Origin of the sequence: Pseudomonas sp. URMO17WK12:I12 (assembly GCF_000514395.1) — a bacterium.
GTDB lineage: Bacteria > Pseudomonadota > Gammaproteobacteria > Pseudomonadales > Pseudomonadaceae > Aquipseudomonas > Aquipseudomonas mucoides.
In genome coordinates this window covers 240,035-264,275 of the sequence record NZ_AZVV01000008.1, presented here as the reverse complement: position 1 = coordinate 264,275, position 24,241 = coordinate 240,035, and the positions used below count along the sequence as shown (strand labels likewise).

The window sequence follows — 24,241 nt, the reverse complement described above, 5'->3', positions numbered from 1 at the left end:
GTTCAGGAGCATTGCGATGAGTACCGACGATAAACGCGTTAGCGAATTTGCCTATCAGATCTGGGAATCGGAAGGAAAACCCGAGGGTCAGGAACTCCGCCACTGGGAGATGGCGCGCAAACTGGCCGAAGCGGAAGCCCTGGCACCGAAAAAAACACCGAAGTCCAGTGGCAGTAAAACCGCTGCCAAGCCTGCGGCAGCCAAAGGCAATGGCGCACTGGACGGTAAAGCCAGCGTCGCCAAACCGAAGGCCAAGGCCAAACCCGCAGCGGCGTCGAAAGTGATCCCGCCGGGTGAAAAAGCCGTCGAGAAGAAGCCTCGCGTGGCGAAAAAACCACCGATAACCTGACGCGCCAACCGAATTGTCCTGATCGCAAACGTGGCGAGTTCGCTCGCCACTGAGGGCGCGCTCGCCCTCGAAAAACACCCGATTCTTTCTTGCAGGAGCACGTATGACCACGCCAAAAAAATCCGCGCCAGAACCTCACGCCGAGGCTTCGCGAATCCGTGAAGGCTTGCCCTTCCCGCTGGGCGCAACCTGGGATGGTCTGGGGGTCAACTTTGCCTTGTTTTCCGCCAACGCCACCCGCGTCGAATTGTGCATCTTCGACGACGCCGGCGAAGTGGAGCTTGAACGGATCGAACTGCCCGAATACACCGACGAGATCTACCACGGCTACTTGCCGGACGCCCATCCGGGGCTGATTTACGGTTATCGCGTCTACGGCCCTTACGACCCGGCCAATGGTCATCGTTTCAACCCCAACAAATTGCTGATCGACCCTTACGCCAAGCAACTGGTCGGTCAGTTGAAATGGTCCGAAGCGCTGTTCGGCTACACCATCGGCCACCCCGACGCCGACCTCAGTTTCGATGAACGCGACAGCGCGCCCTTCGTGCCCAAATGCAAAGTCATCGACCCGGCGCACACCTGGGGCCACGACCATCGCGTCAGCGTGCCGTGGGACAAAACCATCATTTACGAAACCCACGTGCGCGGCATCAGCATGCGTCACCCTTCCGTCCCCGAGAACGTGCGTGGCACCTTTGCCGGGTTGATGGTCGATGACGTGCTGGAACATATCCGCAAACTCGGGGTGTCGTCGGTTGAGTTGCTGCCGATCCATGCGTTCGTCAATGACCAGCACTTGCTGCACAAAGGCATGACCAATTATTGGGGTTACAACAGCATCGCCTTCTTTGCCCCGGACCCGCGCTATCTGGCCAGTGGCAAGATAGCCGAGTTCAAGGAGATGGTTGCGCACCTGCACGAAGCCAACCTGGAAGTGATTCTCGACGTGGTCTACAACCACACCGCCGAGGGCAATGAACAAGGGCCGACCCTGTCCATGCGCGGCATCGACAACGCCTCGTACTACCGCTTGATGCCCGACGACAAACGCTTCTACATCAACGATTCCGGGACCGGTAACACCCTGGACCTGAGCCATCCGTGCGTCTTGCAAATGGTCACTGACTCCTTGCGCTACTGGGCAACGGAAATGCACGTCGACGGTTTCCGCTTCGACCTGGCGACCATTCTCGGGCGCTACCACGACGGTTTTGATGAACGTCACAGCTTCCTCGTGGCCTGTCGTCAGGACCCGGTGCTGCGCCAGGTGAAGATGATTGCCGAACCGTGGGATTGCGGCCCCGGCGGCTATCAGGTCGGCAACTTCCCGCCGGGCTGGGTGGAATGGAACGACAAGTTCCGCGACACCGTGCGCGCGTTCTGGAAAGGTGATGACGGCCAACTCGCCGATTTCGCCAGCCGCATGACCGCCTCGGGCGAGATGTTCAACCAGCGCGGCCGCCGGCCTTATGCCTCGTTGAATTTCATCACCGCCCACGACGGCTTCACCCTCAACGACCTGGTGTCGTACAACGACAAGCACAACGAAGCCAACGACGAGAACAATCAGGACGGCAGCAACAACAACCTGTCCTGGAACCATGGTGTCGAAGGCCCGACCGACGATCCCGAGATCAACGAGTTGCGCCAACGGCAAATGCGCAACTTCTTTGCCACGCTGTTGCTGTCCCAGGGTACGCCGATGCTGGTGGCCGGCGACGAATTCGCCCGTACTCAGGAAGGCAACAACAACGCCTACTGCCAAGACAGCGAGATCGGCTGGGTCAACTGGGACTTCAGCGAGGACGGCAAGGCGCTGCTCAAATTCGTCAAACGTCTGATCAAGTTGCGCCTGGCCTACCCGATCCTGCGTCGCGGGCGCTTCCTGGTGGGCAATTACAACGAGGACATCGGGGTCAAGGACATCACCTGGCTCGCGCCGGACGGCAGTGAAATGTCCCAGGAACAATGGGGCGAGGCCCACGGCCGTTGTCTGGGGATCTTGCTTGATGGCCGCGCTCAGGAAACCGGCATCCGCCGCAAAGGTGCTGACGCGACCCTGTTGCTGGTGGTCAATGCGCACCACGACATCGTCAACTTCACCTTGCCGGAAGTGCCGGACGGCGGGTTCTGGACCTGCATGATCGACACCAATCAACCGTCGATTCGCGGGCAGGAACGCTTTGAAATCGGCCACGAATATTCAGTGACCGGGCGTTCGCTGCTGCTGTTCGAATTGCAGCATGAGGAAGAAGAGTGAAATGGACCTTCAGGCGTTTCTCGCTCGCCAACCCGCGCATTACCCTGACACTCAGACGTTAGGTCAGTGTCTGCGGGCGCTGGTGGAAGCTGGACTGGATCAGCTTCCGCTGCCGGGCAGTGGTCGGACGCTGGAGCGTTTTCAGCGTTTGGCCGAGGTCGGCGGGCATGATTTGGGGTTGTGCAAACTGTACGAAGGTCACACCGATGCGCTCGCAATCATCGCGCAACGGGGTGGCGAGCCCACACCCGGTAGCACGTGGGGCATGTGGGCCGCTGAACCGCCGAATGCGCGGGTGCGGGTCAGCCCCCAAGGTTTGCTGAACGGGCGCAAAGCCTGGTGCTCGGGCGCGGCGGTGTTGAGCCATGCCTTGCTCACCGCGTGGGATGAAAACGACTGTCAGCAATTGGTCGCGGTGGCACTGGATCAACCCGGCGTCAGCGTGACGGATCAAGGCTGGCAAGCCGTCGGCATGGCCGCCACCGGCAGCGTCGACGTGCTGTTCGACCATGCTGACACGCACCTCATTGGCCAACCCGGTGATTACTTGCAACGGCCCGGTTTCTGGCAGGGCGGGATCGGCATTGCCGCCTGCTGGTACGGCGCCGCACGCAGCCTCGCCGAACGCCTGCGCACGCACTGTGCGCAACGCGAAGAACCCCACGCCCTCGCCCACCTCGGCGCGGTCGACCGTGCTCTTTTCGCCGCCGTGCAGGTGTTGCGCGCCAGCGCCATGAGCATCGACGCTTCGCCGCTGGATAACGCCGAGTTGCTGGCTCGCCGCGCCCGGGCGGTGGTCGAACAGGCCGCCGAACAGGTGATCCTGCACGTCGGCCACGCCCTCGGCGCCGGGCCTTACTGCAAGGACCGGCAATTCGCCCGGCTGATTGCCGACCTGCCGGTGTTCCTGCGACAAAGCCATGCCGAGCGGGACCTTGCCGCACTGGGCAAACACACCATCAACGGAACATGGACGTTATGAAAACCAACCCCATCGTCGGCCAGGGCACGCCCCTGCACCTGTGGCAAACCTCCCTTCAGCTGGCGCAATTACCGGTGATCGACATCCTCAGCCTGGTGCCAGAAGGCGCCCGCGCGGTGATCATCGCTCCGCACCCGGACGATGAAGTGCTGGGCTGCGGTGGTTTCCTGCAAGTGCTTGCGGCGGCGGGTCGGGCGTTGCAACTGATTTCGGTCACCGATGGCAGCGCCAGTCATCCCGGTTCGACACGCTGGCCCGTGGAACGTCTGAGCGCCGTGCGTCCGCAAGAATCGGCTGAAGCGCTGCGCCGTCTCGGTTTGCCGCTGCACCAGCTGAAATGGCTGCGCGGCGGTTTCAGCGATAGCCAGGTCGCCGCGCGCGAAATCGAGTTGAGCGCGTTCATCGAACAGCATCTGCGCCCCAACGACGTGGTGTTCACGACCTGGCGCGAAGACGGCCATTGCGATCATGAAGCCGTGGGGCGAGCCAGTGCCACCGCCGCCAGACGCGTCGGTGCAACCCTGCATGAACTGCCGGTGTGGACCTGGCACTGGGCAACGCCGGAAGACGCGTTTGTACCGTGGCACCGCGCACGAAAAATCCTCCTGACACCGCCGCTGATCGCGCGCAAACGCCATGCGATTCACGCCTTCGCCAGCCAATTGGAAGGTGACCCGCACATCGGCCTGCCGCCCGTACTGGCGCCCTACGTGCTGGACCGCCTGTTGCAGCCGTTCGAGGTGGTGTTCCTATGAGTGTCGACGATCGTTATTTCGACGGCTTGTTTGCCGGTAACGATGATCCGTGGGCGTTTCGTCAGCGCTGGTACGAGCAGCGCAAACGCGCCATCACCCTCGCCGCCCTGCCCCGTGCGCATTACCGCGCGATCTTTGAACCCGGCTGCGCCAATGGCGAACTGAGTTTTGAACTGGCCAGCCGTTGCGATCGCCTGCTGTGCTGCGACACCGCCGCCGCAGCCGTTGCGTTGGCGCGCACCCGCCTCGGCCCGTTCGATCACGCCGAAGTGCGCCACGCGCGCTTGCCAGTCGATTGGCCGGAGGAAAAATTCGACCTGATCGTGCTCAGTGAAATCGGTTACTACCTCGATGCCGAGGACTTGAAACGCCTGATCCAACAAGCCGAACAGTCACTCACCGCCGACGGCCAACTGCTGGCCTGCCACTGGCGCCCGCCCATCGACGGCTGCCCGTTGAACGCACGACAAGTGCACGACTTGCTCCACGAACACTTGCCGCTGCCGCGTCTGGTCTTGCATCAGGAAGCGGATTTCCTGCTGGAGCTCTGGAGCCGCGAACCACGCTCCGTGGCGACACTTGAGGGCCTGCGATGATTGGCATTCTGATCCCCGCGCATAATGAAGAAGACTTGCTCGCCGACTGCCTGCAAGCCGCCCTGTGTGCGTCGCAACATGAGTTGCTGCGCGGTGAAAGCGTCGCGGTGCTGGTGGTGCTCGACAGTTGCACCGATCGATCGGGCGAGATTGTCCAGCGCTACCCGGTCCACAGTCTGAGCATCGAGGCTCGCAACGTCGGCCAGGCACGCGCGGTCGGGGCAAGCTTTCTGCTGGCATTGGGGGTGCGCTGGATTTCCTGCTCAGACGCCGACAGTCGAGTCGCGCAGGATTGGCTGGTGGCGCAGTTGTCCCTGGATGCGGACGCGGTGTGCGGCACGGTCACGGTCGATGCGTGGCACGAGTCATTCGACGAATCGGCACAGATTCGCTACCACCAGCATTACCACGCCCGCGACGGCCATCGGCACATTCACGGCGCCAACCTGGGCATCAGTGCCGACGCCTATCGGCGCGCCGGCGGGTTCGAACCGCTGGCCTGCCATGAAGATGTGCAACTGGTGCGACAACTGGAGCGCTGCGGCGCGAAAATTGCCTGGAGTCATCGCCCGCAAGTGCTCACCAGCGCCCGCCTGGACAGTCGCGCTCGGGGTGGTTTCGGCGACTATTTACACGATCTGGCAAAGATCGACTAAAAAAAACCGGCTTAGGTGGAACCGTTACGCGACGAATAGGATTACTTGAGCAATACTCAGCACGCGACGATCCAGGGTACGGAGAAGTCGCACATTGCTATCAAACAGAACAAGGACGTAGCCCCGATGAAATCCGTCTCCATCATCGACAGCAGCCAGCCAGCACAAATCTGGAACAGCGCGCTGCAACTGGACAACATCCCCGTCATCAACACCCAGACCCTGGTCCCCGCCGGCGCTCGCGCCGTGGTGATCGCGCCGCATCCCGGCGATGAAGTGGTCACCTGCGGCGGCCTGTTGCAGTTGCTCTCGACCCTCGGTCATCCCCTTCAATTGATCTCGGTCACCGATGGCAGTGCCACTCAACCGGGCTCACAACAATGGTCGGAAAAGCGCCTAAGCGTGTTTCGCGGTCAGGAAAGCGTCGAGGCCTTGCGCCGGCTCGGCTTGCCGATGCACAGCCTGAAATGGATTCGGGGGGGCTTCACTGATTTCGTCCTGGCGGAATACGAGACGCAACTGACCCGTTTCATCGCCCGCTACCTGCGTCCCGGCGACGTGGTGTTCAGCACCTGGCGCGAAGACGGCACGCCCGACCACGACGCCGTCGGCCGTGCCACCGCCGCTGCGGCGAGCATGGTCGGTGCGACATTCCATGAAATACCGGTGTGGGCCTGGCACTGGCCGGCTCGTGACCAGGGGCTGATGCCCTGGCATCGGGCCCGCAAAGTCCGCCTCGACACCTGGACGGTCGCGCGCAAAAGCCACGCCACCCATGCCTACGCCAGCCAGCTCGACGGCGAACCGGCCTTGGGCATCGCACCGCTGCTGCCCCGGGTGATCCTGGACCGCATGCGCTTGCCCTATGAAATCGTCTTCGTCTGACACACCGCAAAACCCAAAATCGCGGTAATGCGAGGATCCCGCTGAACTGCACGGCACTGCATCAGTCGCATGCATAAGCAGCCAAATTTCAGAGGAGCCATCGTGACCAGCGATTCCGAGCAGCGGGCCACCCTCAAGCCGTCCCCGGCGATTCATCGCCTGAGGGTGCTGACGGTCAATACGCACAAGGGCTTCACCGCCTTCAACCGGCGTTTCATCCTCCCGGAGCTGCGCGAGGCGGTGCGCAGTACGTCGGCAGATCTTGTGTTCCTGCAAGAAGTGGTCGGCGAACACGATCGGCACTCTTCGCGTTATTACAACTGGCCGCAGACCTCGCAATACGAATTCCTCGCCGACAGCATGTGGAGCGATTTCGCCTATGGGCGCAATGCCGTCTACCCGGATGGCCACCACGGCAATGCCTTGCTGTCGAAATACCCGATCCGCGAGTTCCGTAACCTTGACGTGTCAATCACCGGTCCCGAACGACGCGGGTTGTTACATTGCGTGCTGGAGGTGCCTGGGCACGCTGAAGTGCATGCGATTTGCGTACACCTGAGCCTGCTCGAAAGTCATCGTCAGTTGCAGTTGCAGCTCCTCTGCCAACTGCTGGACTCCCTGCCCGACGATGCCCCGGTGATTATTGCCGGCGATTTCAACGACTGGCAGTTGCACGGCAATGCCGCCCTCGCCCGTCGCGACTACCTGCACGAAGCGTTCGAACGCCATAACGGGCGACCGGCCAAAACCTACCCCGCGCGTTTTCCGTTGCTGCGCCTGGACCGGATTTACCTGCGCAATGCCAGTAGCCATGAACCACGAATCCTCGGCAATAAACCCTGGACGCACCTGTCGGATCACCTGCCGCTGGCGGTGGAGGTACACCTCTAGCAATTGAGTAAAAGCTCTGATTAGCGGCTTTCTTGACGTTTTGTCGAACAAACAAGCGCTTAGATCTGCGTCGAAAATCAGTCACTTGCAGCGCCTAAAATACCCATACCATTTATCGGGCATTTTCTTGACGCACCGTCAACGGTCTTCTTAGCTACACCTTACTACCCCCGAAGTACCATCAGGGGGCATCCCCCCCAGACACCCGCCAATCCGGGCGCCCAGCGGCTTGCCCTCACTCCATTCGGCCGCCCCTCATTCGGGGTAGGAGAGACGCCACAGCGAGATACCGCATGCGATTGCAAGGTAGACCCCCATGAAGACTTCATTCACCCAACAAGAGATAAAAGTCACTTTTTGCACTGTCTCGAGCTCTATCCTGCTGTGCTCGACCCTCGAGGCCCAGGCGGCACCCGCGGAGGAAGAAACCCTTCCATGGTATCGCCAGGATGTTCCCGTCCTCACCTTGCCAACCACGCATTTCACCTCGCTGTACCCCGGTCACTTCGGCGCCGCGTCCGATAGTCGAAGTTCACACCTGACCATCGAAGACGAAGCGCCTTCGACCTGGGACCAGGTCTACGGCAAGCCGTCGCGGCAGGCGCAAACCGATTTTCTGTCACAGGGCTCTTCGATCACGGGCAGCACTGAATTCAAAGGGCCGGCGATCCTCACCTTGCAGAGTGGTAGCGGTCATACCCAGCAGGTCGGACTGGTCGGCGGCACCACCCGATTACAAGGCAATAGCAACGGCTTGCTGACCAGTCCAGCCCTGGCCGACCCCAACAACGATACCCTCAACCTTCAAGGCCAGAGTCTCGGTGCTTACTGGAGCCTGACCGGCCCTCAAGGCTGGCACGTGGATTTGACCGCCAGCGGTGGCCGGGTCAACGGCTTCAGCCGAAATGACCAGGGCGCGCGGCAAGCCACCGAAGGCAGTGCGATGACGTTGTCGGTGGAAGGCGGTTTCCCGATTGGCCTGAGTGAGAACTGGGTCGTCGAACCCCAGGCTCAGTTGATCAATCAACGCATCACACTGGATACGCCGTATGCCGGCTCAGGGAACGCGTCATCCAGCGACCTGACGTCCTGGAGCGGCCGGGTCGGTGCGCGATTGAAAGGGAGTTACGACATCAATGGCCTGGGCGTCGAACCCTACGTGCGGACCAACTTGTGGCACACCGTGTACACCGGCAATACCGTGACCCTCGATCAGGTCGACAAGATCAGCAGCAGCCGCAATTCATCCACGGTTGAGGTGGGGCTGGGATTGGTGGCCAAGGTCACGCCAGCGGTGAGTTTCTACGTCAGTGCGGATTACAGCAGTGATGTGGATGACAATGATTTGAATGGGTTGATCGGGAGTCTGGGGGTGCGGATGCGGTGGTGAGCGCCAGACATCAAAAGAGGCTTTGTCAGGGCTGACGCCTTCGCGAGCAAGCCTCGCCCCCACAGTTGGAATGCGTACCCCTGTGGGAGCGTGGCTTGCCCGCGATGGGAGCGACTCGGTCTCAGATCAGCCCTCAGGCCGCAAGATCAATACCGCCAGCGGCGGCAGATTCAATACCAGCGACAGTGCCTGCCCATGGCTCGGTTCCTCCTCCGTAAACGCCCCGCCACTGTTGCCATAATTGGAACCGGCATACATCGCCGCATCGCTGTTGATCAATTCGGTCCAGCGCCCGGCAAACGGTACGCCGACGCGATAGCCCTCACGCGGCACCGGCGTAAAGTTGGCCACGACCAGCACCGGCCGCCCCTCCTTGCTCCAGCGCAACCACGCGTAGACGCTGTTGATCGCATCGTCTCCGATCAGCCACTGGAAGCCTTGCGGGGCATCGTCCTGCTCATGCAGCGCCGGCTCTTCGCGGTACAGCCGATTGAGGTCGCCGACCAGCTTCTGCACCCCTTTGTGCTCGGGGTATTGCAGCAGGTACCAGTCGAGTTGCTGATCGTGGTTCCACTCGCGCCATTGGCCAAATTCGCAGCCCATGAACAACAGCTTCTTGCCCGGGTGCGTCCACATGAAGCTCAAGTAGGCGCGCAAATTGGCAAACTTCTGCCAGCGGTCGCCGGGCATCTTGTCGATCAGCGAGTGCTTGCCGTGGACCACTTCATCGTGGGAAATCGGCAGGATGAAACGCTCGGACCAGGCGTACACCAGGCCAAAACTCAATTCGTTGTGATGATGGGCGCGGTACACCGGGTCCTGCTGGATGTAATGCAGCGAATCGTGCATCCAGCCCATGTTCCATTTGTAGGCAAAGCCCAGACCGCCCTGTTGCGTGCTTTGGCTGACACCCGGCCATGCGGTGGACTCTTCGGCGATGACCAGCGCACCCGGCGCCTCGAGCGCCACCACGTCGTTGAGGTGACGCAAGAAGTCGATGGCTTCGAGGTTTTCACGACCGCCGTGGCGGTTCGGCACCCATTCTCCAGCCTTGCGCGAGTAATCGCGATAGAGCATCGACGCCACCGCATCGACACGCAGCCCATCGACGTGGAAATGCTTGAGCCAGTGCAACCCTGAAGCCAGCATGTAACCGTGCACTTCGGTGCGGCCGAGGTTGTAGATCAGCGTGTCCCAGTCCTGATGAAAACCTTCCTGCGGGTTGCCGTATTCATACAACGCCGTGCCGTCGAATTGCGCCAGGCCGTGGGTGTCGGTCGGAAAATGCGCCGGCACCCAATCGAGAATCACGCCGATTTCCGCCTGGTGGCAGGCGTTGACGAACGCGGCAAAGTCATCCGGCGAACCGTAACGGGCGCTGGGGGCGAATTGCGACAGCAGTTGATAACCCCACGAGCCGCCAAACGGGTGCTCCATGATCGGCATCAGTTCGATGTGAGTGAAGCCCAAGTCCTTCACATACGGAATCAGCCGCTCACCCAACTCGTGCCAGGTGTACTGGCGGGCGACCTCGCCCAGATCGTCCAGCTCACATTGCCAGGAACCGGCATGCAGTTCGTAGATCGACAGCGGCGCCGTAGGTCGCTGACGTTCGCCACGCGACGCCATCCACGCCTGATCCTGCCAGTCGATGTTCAGCGGCGAAGCGACTTTCGAGGCCGTGTCTGGCGGCAAGGTAGTGGCCAACGCCATCGGGTCAGCCTTGAGCGGCAATATGCCGTGGCTGCCGAGGATTTCGTATTTGTACGCCTCACCGGCTCGCAGACGCGGGATGAACAGCTCCCAGACCCCGGTCGGATGGCGCAGACGCATGGGATGGCGACGACCGTCCCAGTTGTTGAAATCACCGACCACCGACACGCGCTTGGCGTTGGGCGCCCACACGGCGAAACGCACGCCGTCGACGCCGTCGACCGTCTTCAACTGCGCGCCGAGGCAACTGCTCAGGTCGCGGTGATTGCCTTCGGCAAACAGGTACAAATCCATCTCGCCGAGCAGCGGGCCAAAGCTGTAAGGGTCTTCGCTGACTTGTTCGCCACCGGCCCAACGGGTGCGCAACAGGTACGCCTGGGCGCGGTCGAAATGCCCGACAAACAGCCCCGGTGTCTGGGTGGCTTCAAGGTGGCCGAGCTCTTCCCCGGAGTCCCTGGCCAACACTTGCACGCTCAAGGCGTCCGGCAGATAGGCACGAATGAATTGCCCACCGGCGCCATCGCCATGGGGGCCGAGAATTGCAAAGGGGTCGTGATGCTCGGCGCGCACCAGCGCGTCGATGTCCCGCGATCTGGGCAGTAACGCCTCTTTAGCGTGACCCTGTTCCTTGTTCGAGAAACTCATGACTACTCTCCACCAAGATCGGAAAAGGGTTTAAGCCCACTTAATAATCCATACAAACCGTGCAACGGCACCGGCAGCCAAGTGGGTCGATTTTCGGCCTCATACGCCACTTCATAGGCCGCCTTCTCCAGACCGAACAACGCCAGCGCGGCGTCCTCGCCTTCCGGATCTTGCCACGCATGAGCAAGACTAGCTGCCGCCAGCCGATAAGCGTCGACAAATGCCTGTTTTGCTTCAATCAGGTAACGCTCGGCGACCCGATGGCGCGCCCCCTGAGCCTCAGCCGTGTTGTCGACGTTATGCACATTGATCGTCATCGCGGCGGCGTAATCGAATGAACGCAACACGCCGCTGACGTCTTTGTACGGGCTGTGCTTGCCCCGTCGTTCACGCAGCGGCCGCGCCGGCTCACCCTCGAAATCGATCAGGTAGGCATCGCCCTTGATCACCAACACCTGGCCCAGGTGCAAGTCGCCGTGGACGCGGATGCGCAAGCCACCGACGGCTTTCCTGCCCAGTTCCTGAACGTGGCTGAGGATGGCTTTTTTCTCGTCCAGTAAACGACTGACCAAGGCTTGGTCCGCCGGGTTCAGTTGATTTTGATGCTGTTTGAGCAACTTGAGCGCGTGCTCCAGCTGCGCCGCCACGTCCTTGGCCGAGGCCAGTGCCTCTTTCGCCGTCGTCACCTGCGGCGCGAAGTCCTTGTCTTGGGTCGGCGCTGCCAGCACCTGGTGCATTTCCCCCAGGCGCTGGCCGAGCATGCCGGCAAAATCCCTCAGCTCACCGAGGGCGTTGTAGTGCTGTTCCTGCTCGGAGATCGCATCAGCCAACTCGTCACGCAGCGCGCGTTCAAGGTTGTTCTGGGTCCATTCCCAGGCATCACCCTGATTGCTCAAATAACCCTGGGCGATCATCAACAAGGTGTCTTCGCCGTGTTCGTCACGGCGCACCACCGAGCCCAGCAGTGGCGAGATGTTCTGGAACCCGGCGTTGGTCAGGTAGGCGCTCATTTCCAGTTCCGGGTGCACGCCCGAGGCGAGTTTGCGGATCAGTTTGAGCACCAGGCTGTTGCCGATCACCACCGAACTGTTGGATTGCTCGGCCGACAGATAGCGAACAGGCGACTCTTGCGTCAGTCCGAGTTTCGCCAGCTCCACGGTCGGCTCGAAGCGGATGTCACCCGCGCTCGACGGCAACACCGTCTCGTTCTGCATACCAGCCAGCACGGCATGGATAAAGGGTTCGAGGCTGAAGGCATCAGTAATCAAACCCACCTGACGGCCCCGACGCACCCGCGACAACGCCAGCTGCTGAGGCAGTGCGGCGCCGACCTGATCTTCGGGAATAAAGCCGAATGGCAACTGGTAGCGGTGGGTCTGGCCGGCGCTGGTGACTTCGATTTCGCTCAACAGCACCGGGTGCAGCGGATCGCCGAAGCGTACGCCATAGGCCAGGTTGACCTGTTCGATGGCCGCGTCCTTGCCGGCAAACCAGCGGCGGTTCTGTAGCCAATTCGGCAGAATGCCTTGTTCCAGCGTGCCGCGAGACGGCGTTTCGAGCAGTTCTTCCATGCGTTTCTTCAACACCAGCGTGGTGAAGTCCGGCAGGCTTTGTGCCGGTTCCACGTGCCAGCTCGGCATCTGGTTTTCCGCCGCGAGCCCGAACCAATAGAAGCCGTATGGCGCCAGGGTCAGGAGGAAATTCAACTGTCCAATCGGAGGGAACGCATTACCACCGAGCATCTCCACCGGCACCATGCCGACGTACGCCGACAGGTCGAGTTCCGCCGCCTGGGCACTGCGCGAGACGTTGGCTACACAGAGGATGATTTCGTGCTTGCCATCCTCGCCAGTGAATTCACGGGTGTAGGCCAGAATCCGGCGGTTGCTCGGCGAAAGCATTTTCAGCGTACCGCGCCCGAACGCCTTGGACTGTTTGCGCACCGCGAGCATGCGTCGGGTCCAGTTGAGCAGCGAATGCGGATCGCCAGCCTGGGTTTCGACGTTGACCGACAGGTAGCCGTATTGCGGGTCCATGATCGGTGGCAACACCAGGCTCGCCGGGTCGGCGCGGGAGAACCCGCCGTTGCGGTCAATCGACCACTGCATCGGCGTGCGCACGCCATCGCGGTCGCCGAGGTAGATGTTGTCGCCCATGCCGATTTCATCGCCGTAATACAGGGTTGGCGTGCCGGGCATCGACAGTAGCAGGCTATTGAGCAGCTCAACGCGACGGCGATCTCGCTCCACCAGCGGCGCCAGTCGACGGCGAATCCCCAGGTTGATTCGCGCCCGACGGTCGGCCGCGTAGTAATTCCACAGGTAATCGCGCTCCTTGTCGGTGACCATTTCCAGGGTCAGCTCATCGTGGTTGCGCAGGAAAATCGCCCACTGACAATTGGCCGGGATCTCCGGGGTCTGGCGCAGGATGTCGGTGATCGGGAAGCGATCTTCCTGGGCCAGCGCCATGTACATGCGCGGCATCAACGGGAAGTGAAAGGCCATGTGGCATTCGTCGCCATTCAAGCCCTGGGCGTCGGTTTCACCGAAATACAGTTGCGTGTCTTCCGGCCATTGATTGGCTTCGGCCAGCAGCATGCGGTCCGGGTAATTGGCGTCGATCTCGGCGCGGATCTGCTTCAGGACGTCGTGGGTCTCGGGGAGGTTTTCGTTGTTAGTGCCGTCCCGTTCGATCAGGTACGGAATGGCGTCCAGCCGCAGGCCGTCGATGCCCATGTCGAGCCAGTAGCGCATCACCGAGAGCACGGCTTTCATGACCTGCGGGTTATCGAAATTCAGGTCCGGCTGGTGGGAGTAGAAACGGTGCCAGAAGTATTGGCCGGCCACCGGGTCCCAGGTCCAGTTGGATTTCTCGGTGTCGAGAAAGATGATCCGGGTGCCGTCGTACTTGTGGTCGTCATCGGACCAGACGTAAAAGTCCCGCGCCGCCGAGCCGGGTTTGGCCTTGCGCGCACGCTGGAACCAGGCGTGCTGGTCCGAGGTGTGGTTGATGACCAGTTCGGTAATCACACGCAGGCCGCGTTCATGGGCTTCAGAGATGAAGCGCTTGGCATCGGCCATCGTGCCGTAGTCGGCGTGGACACCTCGGTACTCGGCGATGTCGTAGCCATCATCGCGGCGTGGCGAGGGGTAGAACGGCAATAGCCAGATGGTGTTGACGCCGAGGTCGGCAATGTAGTCGAGTTTGGCGATCAGGCCGGGAAAGTCGCCGATCCCGTCATTGTTGGAGTCGAAAAATGATTTGACGTGAACCTGGTAGATCACCGCGTCCTTGTACCAGAGCGGGTCCTTGATGAAGGTGGCTGCCTTGGGTTTCTTCGCCATTTGAAACTCCTGTTGAAATCGAAAAAGCCGCTGAGCCCAAACACAATGATTACCTGCGGGAGCGAGCCTGCTCGCGAAGAGGCCGGTACATCCGATCCATCTTTGGCGATTGGATCACCGCTTTCGCGAGCAGGCTCGCTCCCACAGGTTCTGCGTTCTAGACGGTTATTCGCCATATGCCGAACGGCTGATACGCCGGGTCGATACGCATGAACTGGTACTTGCCATACCAGGTCCAGCGATGCCCGTTCATCAAGTCTTCGCCCTGGGTGATGGCGTCGTCAGGCAAACCCATTTCCCACAGCGGCAATTCGAAATTCGCTTCCTGGACGTTATGCGGATCGAGACTGACCGCCACCAGAATGAAGTTGCTGCCGTCCGCGCTGCGCTTGCCGAAATACAGAATGTTGTCGTTCCACGCGTTGTAGACCTTCAGGCCCAGGTGCGTATGCAATGCCGGGTTCTGCCGGCGGATGCGGTTGAGCTGCGCGATCTCGGCAATGATGTTGCCCGGCGCATTGAAGTCCCTTGGGCGAATTTCGTACTTCTCGGAGTCCAGGTATTCCTCTTTGCCCGGGATCGGCGCCGATTCACACAGTTCAAAACCCGAGTACATGCCCCATAGGCCAGAGCCCATGGTCGCCAGCGCCGCGCGGATCAGAAAACCGGCACGCCCGGACTCGTGCAAAAAGAACGGGTTGATGTCCGGCGTGTTAACGAAGAAATTCGGCCGGTAGCATTCGCGCCACGGCGATTCATTGAGCTCGGTGAAATACGTCGCCAGCTCATGCTTGGTGTTGCGCCAGGTGAAATAGGTGTAGCTCTGCGAGTAACCGACCTTGCCCAGCCGCGCCATCATCGCCGGGGTGGTAAAGGCTTCCGCGAGAAAAATCACTTCGGGGTACAACGCGCGTACATCGGCGATCAGCCATTGCCAGAACGGCAGCGGCTTGGTGTGCGGGTTGTCGACGCGAAAGATCTTCACGCCCTCCTCGACCCAGCCGACCACGATGTCGCGCAATTCGACCCACAGACTGGGAATCGCCTCGGCCGCATAGAAATCGACGTTGACGATGTCCTGGTATTTCTTCGGCGGGTTCTCGGCGTATTTGATCGTGCCGTCCGGCCGCCAGTTGAACCAGCCCGGGTGCTGCTGCAGCCAGGGGTGGTCCTGTGAGCACTGAATGGCAAAATCGAGGGCGATTTCCAGTCCGTAGTCCGCCGCCGTGGCGACCAGTCGGCGGAAGTCTTCGCGGGTCCCCAGTTCTGAATGAATCGCCTCGTGCCCACCCTCTTCGCCACCAATCGCATAGGGGCTGCCGGGATCGTCGGGGCCGGCGGTCAGGGAATTGTTCGGGCCTTTGCGATAACTGCGGCCGATCGGGTGGATCGGCGGAAAGTACAGGACGTCGAAGCCCATGTCCTGAATCATCGGCAACCGCGAGTGCACATCATTGAAGGTGCCATGACGGGCCGGATCGTCGGTGATCGAGCGCGGAAACAACTCATACCAACTGGCGAACTGCGCCAGTTCCCGTTCGACATCCAGCGGGAACTCGGGGCTGAGGCTGAGATAAGCACGATGGTCGGCCTGGGCCATCAGGTCGGCGCTACGTTGGTGCAGAAACAGCGCCACCTGCTCGTTTTCGAGCAGGCCGGACAATTCGTGGTGCAGCGCCGCCAGTTGTTCGCTCAACTCGCCGTCGCTACGTTCGGCCGCCAGGTGGACCTGCGTGCGCCCTTCCTGCAACTCGAGACTGACCGGGACTCGCGCCGCGTGCTTCTTCCCAAGCTCATAACAGAAGCTGGCGAACTGATCGATCCAGGCTTCGATGCAAAAGAGGTAGCGCCCCTCACGCACGACACGGAACTGGCCTTGCCAGCCGTTATTGCCCAGCTCCGCCATGACTGCGCTTTGCCAGACCTCGTCGCCTTCGGCACGCCAGCGCACCCGCACGGCCAGTTTGTCGTGACCGTCGGCAAACACTTTGCTGGTCACCACCACGTCCTGACCGATCACGGCCTTGACGGCGAACTGTCCGCCATCGAGGGTCGGGTGGGTGTTTTCAATCGCGATTCGCGGTAGCAGCAACGCCTGCGACAGCGGCATGTGAGGGTTGTAGTTCAGCTCTGTCGGTTTTTCAGCAGTCATCGAGCATCTCTCCTTTACGCCCCATGGACGCTCTTGTACCGGATGGTCCCTGAATAGATTCACTTAGGTTGGGAGCCACCGGCTTCACTAAAAGTTCAGAGGGATTTGCCTTGGCGTTTAAGGGGAATCAAATCCCGCGTCGGGAGGTCAATCCACTTAAGCACGACTTACGCCATGTGCCACTGGAGGCTTGAACAATGAGTATTCCAATCCCTGCCGAAACACCTGATCCGAACATCGACAGCCCGGTGATTCCGCCGACCGAGCCGCAACCCGTGCCCGAGCAAGACCCGCCCGGCACTCAACCGCCACCTCGGGAAGAACCACCGAGCACCCTGCCGCCGGTGATTGTGAAGCCCTGATCATGACAATTTACGGGGTGCGGTCCTTGTCGATCAGGCGCACGATCCTTGGCATCACGCTAAAAATGGCCAATGCCAAAAACGTACTGAACACCGCCGTCGCCTCGCGCCCCAGCCCGGCCGACACTCCGATGGCGGCGGTCATCCACAACCCGGCGGCGGTGGTCAGGCCTTTGACATGACCTTCATCACCCTCGTTGTTTTTCAGGATAGTCCCGGCGCCGAGAAAGCCGATCCCGGCGATGACGCCCTGCACCACACGGCTCATGGCGTCGGCCTGAGCGCCGGACATCTGCGGCACCAGCACAAACAGCGCCGCCCCCAGCGCTACCAGCATGTGGGTGCGCACCCCGGCGGCCTTGCCTTTGTGCTCGCGCTCGAAACCGAGAATTCCACCCAGCACCGCCGCTATCAGCAGGCGCACAGTAATACGCGTCAATTGGGACGCGTCACCGATGTCGGCGAACTCCCCTTGCAGCGTCACCCAAACTTCATGCCACCAGGCGTTCATGCTGTGGTCCTTGTGCGGGTTGTTTGAGGATGGACCGCGCCGACCATTAATCAGTTGCACCGAACGATGGCCGGCGAATGCGCCCTAACGTTTAAGTACCCGCAGAAAAAAGGACAACACCATGACCGTGCGCATCGAAAACAAGACCTGCTTCTTTACCACCGAAAACGGCGAGGAAATTCGTTTGGGTCCCGACGTCACCATCATCACTGACTCGGAAAAATCCATGTCAGCGGTGGACCTCAACGACCAGCGTATTTACATCACCGAAGCAGAAGCCGATGCATTGACCGTAGCAGGCGCGGTGGACGGTCGCCGGCATTTGAAGGCCACGGACAGTGATTCGGTGATTTGACTGACACCGATCAACAACCCCGGCGCAGGCTTGGGATAGAGGTCTGCGTCCTGTCAGGGCAGGTGCTTCAAGTTGTCGCACAGGGCGGATCAGCGCTCATCTGATCCGCTTTTTATTGCAATACCTGAGTCTGTTATGCAAACAGATCGACGCTCATAGTGCACTGGCCTGATGGAGGCTGATGAGCGACAGACCATGAGCGATAGAATCCCCGTCCGATTAGTTGAAAGCCCCCCTGCGGTCCAGACGTTTGAGCCTTCGAGACCGAAGATAAAGGCCAAGTCCAGCGACAACCTGATCCGCACCCGTAGCTTCACCGGCCTGTTCCGCACCTTGCGATTGAGCGGTGCAGGCTGTCTGTTTCTGCTGTTTTTCGGCACGGTGTGGTTGAACTGGGGTGACCGCCAAGCGGTGCTCTGGGACCTTTCCGAGAGCAAATTTCACATCTTCGGCGCGACCTTCTGGCCGCAGGATTTCATTCTGCTGTCGGCGCTGTTGATCATCGCCGCGTTCGGCCTGTTTGCGATCACCGTGTTCGCCGGTCGGGTCTGGTGCGGCTACACCTGCCCGCAGAGTTCCTGGACCTGGATCTTCATGTGGTGCGAGAAAATCACCGAAGGCGAGCGCAACCAGCGCATCAAGCTGCAAGCCGCGCCATGGGGCCTGAACAAACTGCTGCGGCGTTCCGCCAAGCACACACTGTGGCTGGCGATCAGCCTGCTCACCGGCCTGACCTTCGTCGGCTATTTCACCCCGATCAGGCCGTTGGCCGAAGAGCTGCTGACCTGGCAAATGGGCGGCGTCAGTCTGTTCTGGGTGCTGTTCTTTACCGGCGCCACGTACATCAACGCCGGCTGGCTGCGCGAAGCGGTGTGCATGCACATGTGCCCGTATGCGCGGTTCCAGAGTGTGATGTTCGACAAGGACACCCTGACCATTTCCTATGACGCGGCCCGTGGCGAAAACCGTGGTGCGCGCAAACGTGAAGTGAAACCGGCCGAGGTCGGGCTGGGCGATTGCATCGACTGTCAGTTGTGCGTGCAGGTCTGCCCGACCGGCATTGACATCCGTGATGGCTTGCAGATGGAGTGCATCGGTTGTGCCGCGTGTATCGACGCCTGTGATTCGATCATGGACAAAATGGGCTATGCCCGTGGGCTGATCAGCTACACCTCCGAGCATGAATTGCAGGGAGGCAAGACCCACCTGCTGCGGCCACGGCTGATCGGTTACACGGCGGTGCTGTTGGTGATGATCGGCGCCCTCGCTTTTGCCTTGGTGGAACGGCCGATGGTGTCGCTGGACGTAAGCAAAGACCGTGGGTTGTTCCGTGAAAACAGTCAGGGGCAGATCGAAAACATCTACAGCCTCAAGGTCATCAATAAAACCCAGCTGCGTCAGGACTATCGTTTGAGTCTGGTCGATGGCGACGGCTTCCAGCTGCAAGGCAAGACGCAACTGAGCCTGGCGCCGGGCGAGATTGTCGATGTGCCGGTGTCGGTGGCGATGACCACAGAACGGCCGAGCAGCAGTTCGCAGACGATCATATTCAAGATTGAAGACAGCGATGAGCCGGATGTTTATAGCGAAGCCAAGAGCCGGTTTGTTGCGCCGATGAACCGTTGATCCCTTAGACTGCGGTGCCCTGTGGCGAGGGGGCAATCCCCCTCGCCACAACGGTGCACCACATGAATCACTCCAACTCGGGCACTCGATGAAACGCTACGAAAAATTCGCCGACGACATCGCTGAACTGATCCGCTCCGGCGTCCTTGGGCCCGGCCAGCGCGTGCCATCGGTGCGCTACGCCAGCCAGACCTACGGCGTGAGCCCGTCCACGGTATTCCAGGCCTACTACCTGCTCGAACGCCGAGGCCTGATCCGCGCCCGCCCGCGCTCCGGCTACTTCGTCAACGTCCACGCACCGAGCCCGTTCTCGGAGCCGGTGATCAGCAGCCAGGTCAGCGAGTCCACCGAAGTCGACGTCAGCGAACTGGTGTTTTCGGTGCTCGATTCGATCAAGGACCCGAACACCGTCCCGTTCGGTTCTGCCTTTCCCAGCCCGACCCTGTTCCCTTTGCAGCGCCTGTCGCGCTCGCTGGCCAGTGCTTCCCGGGAGATGGACCCGCGCATGGTGGTCACCGACATGTCGCCCGGCAACCCGCAATTGCGTCGGCAAATCGCCCTGCGCTACATGGTCGGCGGGCTGATGCTGCCGATGGAAGAGTTGCTGATCACCAACGGCGCCCTCGAAGCCTTGAACCTGTGCCTGCAAGCGGTCACGGAACCCGGCGACCTGGTGGCCATTGAAGCGCCCGCGTTCTACGCCTGCCTGCAAATACTCGAACGACTGAAACTCAAGGCCGTGGAAATCCCGGTGCATCCTCGGGACGGCATCGACCTCGGGGTACTGGCGCAGACACTGGAGCGTCATCCAATCAAGGTCTGCTGGTGCATGACCAGTTTCCAGAACCCGATGGGCGCGACCATGCCCGAGGCGAAAAAGCAGGAGTTGGTGGAATTGCTGCGCCGCCATCAAGTGCCGCTGATCGAAGACGACGTCTACGCCGAGCTGTATTACGGGCAACAGGCGCCGAAACCGGCCAAGGCGTTTGATACCGAAGGGTGGGTGATGCACTGCGGTTCGTTCGCCAAAAGTCTGGCCCCCGGCTACCGCATCGGTTGGGTCGCGGCCGGGCGTTTTGCGCAGAAGATTGAACGTCTGAAACTCATGACCTCACTCTGCGCTTCGATGCCGGCGCAGGCCGCCATCGCCGATTACCTGCAACACGGCGGTTACGACCGGCATTTGCGTAAATTGCGTTATGCACTGGAAGAACAGCAAAGCGCCATGCTCGCCGCCATCGCCCGCTACTTCCCGGCCCAGACCCGCGTCAGTCAGCCGGCCGGCGGCTACTTCTTGTGGCTGGAATTGCCGCCGCAGATGGATTCGCTGAAATTGTTCCAGATGGCCTTGGCACAAGGCATCAGCATCGCGCCGGGGCCGATCTTTTCGCCGACGCAGCGGTTCAGGAATTGTATTCGGCTGAACTATGGCAGTCCGTGGACCGAGGATTCGGAGAAGGCGATGGAAACACTGGGAAGGATTGTGCGGTCGTTCTGACGTTTTGACGTTGTCTTGACTGTCGCGAGCAAGCTCGCTCGCTCCCACAGTGGATTTTCAGTGTCCACAAAACCTGTGGGAGCCAGCTTGCTCGCGATGAGGCCAGTAAAGGCAATACAAAAGCTATGGATTAACGCCCACCGCCAAGATCAACAAAAGTCCCGGTCGCATAAGAAGCTTTATCGGACAGCAACCACACAATCGCCTCCGCCACTTCATCCGGCCTACCACCGCGAGCCATCGGAATCGCCGACTCAAGCTTGCTGACCCGGTCCGGATCCCCGCTCAGCGCATGGAAGTCGGTGAAGATTAACCCCGGCCGCACGGCGTTGACGCGAATGCCCTCACCCGCCACTTCCTTGGACAGACCAATGGTGAAGCTGTCCAGCGCACCTTTTGACGCGGCGTAATCCACGTACTCGTTGGGCGAGCCCAAACGCGAGGCCACCGACGACACGTTGACGATGCTGCCACCCTGCCCGCCGTGTTTTGGCGACATGCGCAGGATCGCGTGCTTGGCGCAGAGGATCGGCGCCAGGACGTTGGTCTTGAGAATTTTGAGAATGCGGAACTCGGACATTTCGTCGACCCGGGACTTGTGCCCGACGGTGCCGGCGTTGTTCACCAGTGCCGTGACCCGGCCCAGTTCGGCGTCCACGCGGCGGAACATGGCGATCACTTCATCTTCGATGCTGACATCGGCGCGCACCGCAATGGCCTGGGCGCCCAGTGCGCGGACTTGCTCCAGCACACTTTGCGCGGCGGACTCGTCAGACTGGTAGTTGATACAGATCCGATAGCCCTGTTCGGCGGCCAGCAAGGCGGTGGCGGCACCAATGCCGCGGCCGCCACCGGTGATGACGATGACTTTGTCCATGTAAGCGTTCCCCCAATCCAACATAAGCAGTCGGGATCAAGAATAACCGCCATTGCCGGCTTTTGCATGGGCTCACATCAACAGATACGACCAACACCTCCACACCGCCGACTGCCCGCCCCGACCGACCACCCGACCGTAGCAGCTGACGAGCAGCGCGAGGCTGCGTCCGGCTGCGCAGCAGTCGTGAACCCTACGCACGCGATCTGTCTGAAACACCGCGCCGCCTGAATTCACGACAGCTTCGCTGCCGGACGCAGCCGGACGCTGCTCGTCAGCTGCTACAGGTCGCACGGGTTCAGGCGGTGGTCAGTTGTTCTGCGCGCAGGATGTCGACCATGAAGCGGTCCGCCGGCAGCGGGTGCCCCAGCAGATAGCCCTGCAACGAATCACATCCCAGCTTGGTCAGGAAGTCTTGCTGCACGCCGGTTTCGACGCCTTCGGCAACGATCCGCAAGCCCAGCGCCTGCCCGAGTGCGACGATCGCGGAGACAATCGCCGCGTCGTCGCTGTCGTGTTCGAGGTCGCGGACGAAACCGCGGTCGATCTTCAACTCATTGGCCGGCAGGCGCTTGAGGTACATCAGGCTCGAATAGCCCGTCCCGAAGTCATCGATGGACAGGTCGACGCCCATGGCCGAGAGTTCCTGCAACACCGTCATGCTCGCATCGGCGTCGCTCATGGCGGTGGTTTCGGTGATTTCCAGGGTCAGGCTATTGGCCGGCAGTTGATGGGCGCTCAGGGCCCTGGCGACGCTTTGAACCAGCCCGGCATGGCAGAACTGCAACGCCGAGAGGTTCACCGCGATCCGCCAGTCGGTGTAGCCCAGCACATACCATTCGCGCATCTGACGGCAGGCTTCGTTGAGCACCCACTCGCCGATCGGAATGATCAATCCGGTTTTTTCCGCCAGGTCGATAAACGTGTCCGGCAGGATCATGCCACGCGTCGGATGCGCCCAACGCAGCAGTGCTTCGGCGCCCACTGGCCGACCATCCATCGCGTCGAACTTGGGCTGGTAATAGAGACTGAACTGTTTCTGTTCGAGCGCATTGCGCAAATCCTGCAGCAATTGCAGCTGCTTGCGCGCATTGCTGTTCATTGAGGCGTCGAAAAAGCTGTAGCCGTTTTTCCCGGCACCCTTGGCGTGATACATCGCAGCGTCAGCGTTCATCAGGAGGTCTTGGGCGGTCTGTCCATTGCCCGGGTACAGCGCGATGCCGACGCTGGCGGAAATCTGCAAGTCATGTTCAGCCACCCGGAACGCGCGAGCAATTAAACCGACCTGACGCGCCGCCAGGCTCAGCGCATCATCCGGCTCGGCAAGCCGCACCAGTAGCACAAACTCATCGCCGCCAATGCGCGCCAACGTGTCCTGACTGCGCAAATCTTCGCGCAAACGCAGGCTGACTTCGCGCAACAACTGATCGCCCATGTGGTGGCCAAAGGCGTCATTGACCGGCTTGAAGCCGTCGAGGTCGATGAACATCAACGCGAAACAACCGCCCTGCTCCTTTACCTTCGACATCGCCTGTTCGATGCGATCGGCCAGCAAGACGCGATTGGGCAAACCGGTCAGAGGGTCGTGCAAAGCCAGTTGCGTCAGTTCGCGGTTGGCTTCGGTGAGCGAACGCGCCAAGTCCGCGGTGCGCGCTTCCAGACGTGCATCCAGCACCGATGTCAGCAAGGCGATGCTCAGCACCGCCAGCGTGGTGATCAGCACCAGATTGTCCAGGCCCTTGCCGTTCAAGCCGCTGACGGCCGCCCCACAGAAACTGCCGTCCGGGAAACGCGCTGCCGCCATGCCGGTGTAGTGCATGCCGACGATGGCGATGCCCATGATCACCGCCGCGCCCGCGCGGATCAGGCCGACGTAAGGCGTGTACTGGCGCAGACGGAAAGCGATCCAGAGTGCCGCGCCGGACGCGCCAACGGCGATCAGCAACGAGGTGCCAAACAATGTCGGATCGTAATCGATGCCCGGTTGCATGCGCATGGCAGCCATGCCGGTGTAGTGCATCGCACTGATCCCGGCGCCCATCGCTAGCGCGCCAAACGCCAGTTGCCAGGCTGGCAACTTCGGCTGACTGACAAGCCAAAGGGCAAATCCGCAAGAGAGAATGGCGGTCAGCAGCGACAGGACGGTGATCGTGAGGTCGTAGCCCAGGTCAATCGGCAAATTGAACGCGAGCATCCCGATGAAGTGCATCGACCACACGCCAATGCCCATGGCAAAGGCACCACCCGCCGTCCACAGATGCACCGCCCGACCTTTGGCCGTGGCGATGCGCCCGGTCAGGTCGAGCGCGGTATAGGACGCAAGAATCGCCACACAGAGCGAAATGATAACCAGGGTGGGTGAATAGCTACCGATCAGCATGAGACTTCTCG

Annotated in this window: 19 protein-coding genes; 13 read left to right on the top strand and 6 right to left on the bottom strand. The window is 60.9% G+C overall.

Annotation, left to right across the window (positions count from 1 at the left end):
* Positions 1–16: 16 nt before the first annotated feature.
* The 9 genes from D882_RS0112005 to D882_RS0111965 all read left to right on the top strand — a co-directional run bounded on the left by D882_RS0112005 (position 17) and on the right by D882_RS0111965 (position 8,767).
* Positions 17–349: a DUF2934 domain-containing protein gene (locus D882_RS0112005; RefSeq protein ID WP_027923471.1), complete on the top strand. Its 333-nt coding sequence runs from the start codon at positions 17–19 to the stop codon at positions 347–349.
* A 103-nt stretch (positions 350–452) separates the two neighbouring features.
* A complete protein-coding gene (glgX, locus tag D882_RS0112000) occupies positions 453–2,612 on the top strand; it encodes a glycogen debranching protein GlgX (RefSeq protein ID WP_027923470.1) in 2,160 nt (719 codons plus the stop codon).
* A 1-nt stretch (position 2,613) separates the two neighbouring features.
* Positions 2,614–3,594 carry an acyl-CoA dehydrogenase gene (locus tag D882_RS0111995; RefSeq protein ID WP_027923469.1) on the top strand — a complete coding sequence of 327 codons (981 nt, stop codon included), beginning with the start codon at positions 2,614–2,616 and terminating at the stop codon, positions 3,592–3,594.
* Positions 3,591–4,349: a PIG-L deacetylase family protein gene (locus tag D882_RS0111990; RefSeq protein ID WP_027923468.1), complete on the top strand. Its 759-nt coding sequence runs from the start codon at positions 3,591–3,593 to the stop codon at positions 4,347–4,349. Before D882_RS0111995 ends, D882_RS0111990 begins: the two co-directional genes overlap by 4 nt.
* On the top strand, positions 4,346–4,945 hold the full coding sequence (locus D882_RS0111985; RefSeq protein WP_027923467.1) for an SAM-dependent methyltransferase: 600 nt from the start codon (positions 4,346–4,348) through the stop codon (positions 4,943–4,945). Before D882_RS0111990 ends, D882_RS0111985 begins: the two co-directional genes overlap by 4 nt.
* Positions 4,942–5,601: a glycosyltransferase family 2 protein gene (locus D882_RS0111980; RefSeq protein ID WP_027923466.1), complete on the top strand. Its 660-nt coding sequence runs from the start codon at positions 4,942–4,944 to the stop codon at positions 5,599–5,601. The genes D882_RS0111985 and D882_RS0111980 overlap by 4 nt, the downstream gene beginning before the upstream one ends.
* A 126-nt stretch (positions 5,602–5,727) precedes the next feature.
* The gene (locus tag D882_RS0111975; RefSeq protein WP_027923465.1) at positions 5,728–6,486 is read left to right on the top strand and encodes a PIG-L deacetylase family protein; all 759 of its coding nucleotides are present in this window, start codon (positions 5,728–5,730) and stop codon (positions 6,484–6,486) included.
* Between the two features lie 102 nt (positions 6,487–6,588).
* Complete coding sequence (locus tag D882_RS0111970; protein ID WP_027923464.1) at positions 6,589–7,377, top strand: endonuclease/exonuclease/phosphatase family protein; 789 nt, start codon at positions 6,589–6,591, stop codon at positions 7,375–7,377.
* Between the two features lie 316 nt (positions 7,378–7,693).
* A complete protein-coding gene (locus D882_RS0111965; RefSeq protein WP_027923463.1) occupies positions 7,694–8,767 on the top strand; it encodes an autotransporter outer membrane beta-barrel domain-containing protein in 1,074 nt (357 codons plus the stop codon).
* Positions 8,768–8,893: 126 nt separating this feature from the next.
* On the opposite strand, the gene glgB is transcribed toward D882_RS0111965, so the two are convergent.
* The 3 genes from glgB to D882_RS0111950 form a co-directional block, all read right to left on the bottom strand.
* Positions 8,894–11,125: a 1,4-alpha-glucan branching protein GlgB gene (glgB, locus tag D882_RS0111960; protein ID WP_027923462.1), complete on the bottom strand. Its 2,232-nt coding sequence runs from the start codon at positions 11,123–11,125 to the stop codon at positions 8,894–8,896.
* 2 nt (positions 11,126–11,127) lie between these two features.
* Positions 11,128–14,469 (bottom strand): maltose alpha-D-glucosyltransferase, encoded by a 3,342-nt coding sequence (treS, locus tag D882_RS0111955; RefSeq protein WP_027923461.1) that lies wholly within the window; start codon positions 14,467–14,469, stop codon positions 11,128–11,130.
* Positions 14,470–14,626: 157 nt separating this feature from the next.
* Entirely contained in the window at positions 14,627–16,621 is a 1,995-nt protein-coding gene (locus D882_RS0111950; RefSeq protein WP_027923460.1) for an alpha-1,4-glucan--maltose-1-phosphate maltosyltransferase, read from the bottom strand.
* A 197-nt stretch (positions 16,622–16,818) separates the two neighbouring features.
* Between D882_RS0111950 and D882_RS1000000132880 the strand changes: the two genes are divergently transcribed.
* The gene (locus D882_RS1000000132880; protein WP_172825905.1) at positions 16,819–16,983 is read left to right on the top strand and encodes a hypothetical protein; all 165 of its coding nucleotides are present in this window, start codon (positions 16,819–16,821) and stop codon (positions 16,981–16,983) included.
* A 10-nt stretch (positions 16,984–16,993) separates the two neighbouring features.
* On the opposite strand, the gene D882_RS0111940 is transcribed toward D882_RS1000000132880, so the two are convergent.
* Entirely contained in the window at positions 16,994–17,494 is a 501-nt protein-coding gene (locus D882_RS0111940) for an MgtC/SapB family protein (RefSeq protein ID WP_027923459.1), read from the bottom strand.
* Positions 17,495–17,615: 121 nt separating this feature from the next.
* Between D882_RS0111940 and D882_RS0111935 the strand changes: the two genes are divergently transcribed.
* The 3 genes from D882_RS0111935 (at position 17,616) to mapR (ending at position 20,973) form a co-directional block, all read left to right on the top strand.
* Positions 17,616–17,849 carry a DUF3203 family protein gene (locus D882_RS0111935; RefSeq protein ID WP_027923458.1) on the top strand — a complete coding sequence of 78 codons (234 nt, stop codon included), beginning with the start codon at positions 17,616–17,618 and terminating at the stop codon, positions 17,847–17,849.
* 195 nt (positions 17,850–18,044) lie between these two features.
* A complete protein-coding gene (ccoG, locus tag D882_RS0111930; RefSeq protein WP_027923457.1) occupies positions 18,045–19,475 on the top strand; it encodes a cytochrome c oxidase accessory protein CcoG in 1,431 nt (476 codons plus the stop codon).
* Between the two features lie 88 nt (positions 19,476–19,563).
* Positions 19,564–20,973, top strand: coding sequence for a GntR family transcriptional regulator MpaR (gene mapR, locus D882_RS0111925; RefSeq protein ID WP_027923456.1), 1,410 nt, complete (start codon positions 19,564–19,566; stop codon positions 20,971–20,973).
* 130 nt (positions 20,974–21,103) lie between these two features.
* Here mapR and D882_RS0111920 read toward each other — a convergent pair whose 3' ends face one another.
* Together D882_RS0111920 and D882_RS0111915 are read right to left on the bottom strand one after the other, a co-directional pair.
* On the bottom strand, positions 21,104–21,850 hold the full coding sequence (locus tag D882_RS0111920) for an SDR family oxidoreductase (RefSeq protein WP_027923455.1): 747 nt from the start codon (positions 21,848–21,850) through the stop codon (positions 21,104–21,106).
* 298 nt (positions 21,851–22,148) lie between these two features.
* Complete coding sequence (locus tag D882_RS0111915) at positions 22,149–24,230, bottom strand: bifunctional diguanylate cyclase/phosphodiesterase (RefSeq protein ID WP_027923454.1); 2,082 nt, start codon at positions 24,228–24,230, stop codon at positions 22,149–22,151.
* Positions 24,231–24,241 lie beyond the last annotated feature (11 nt).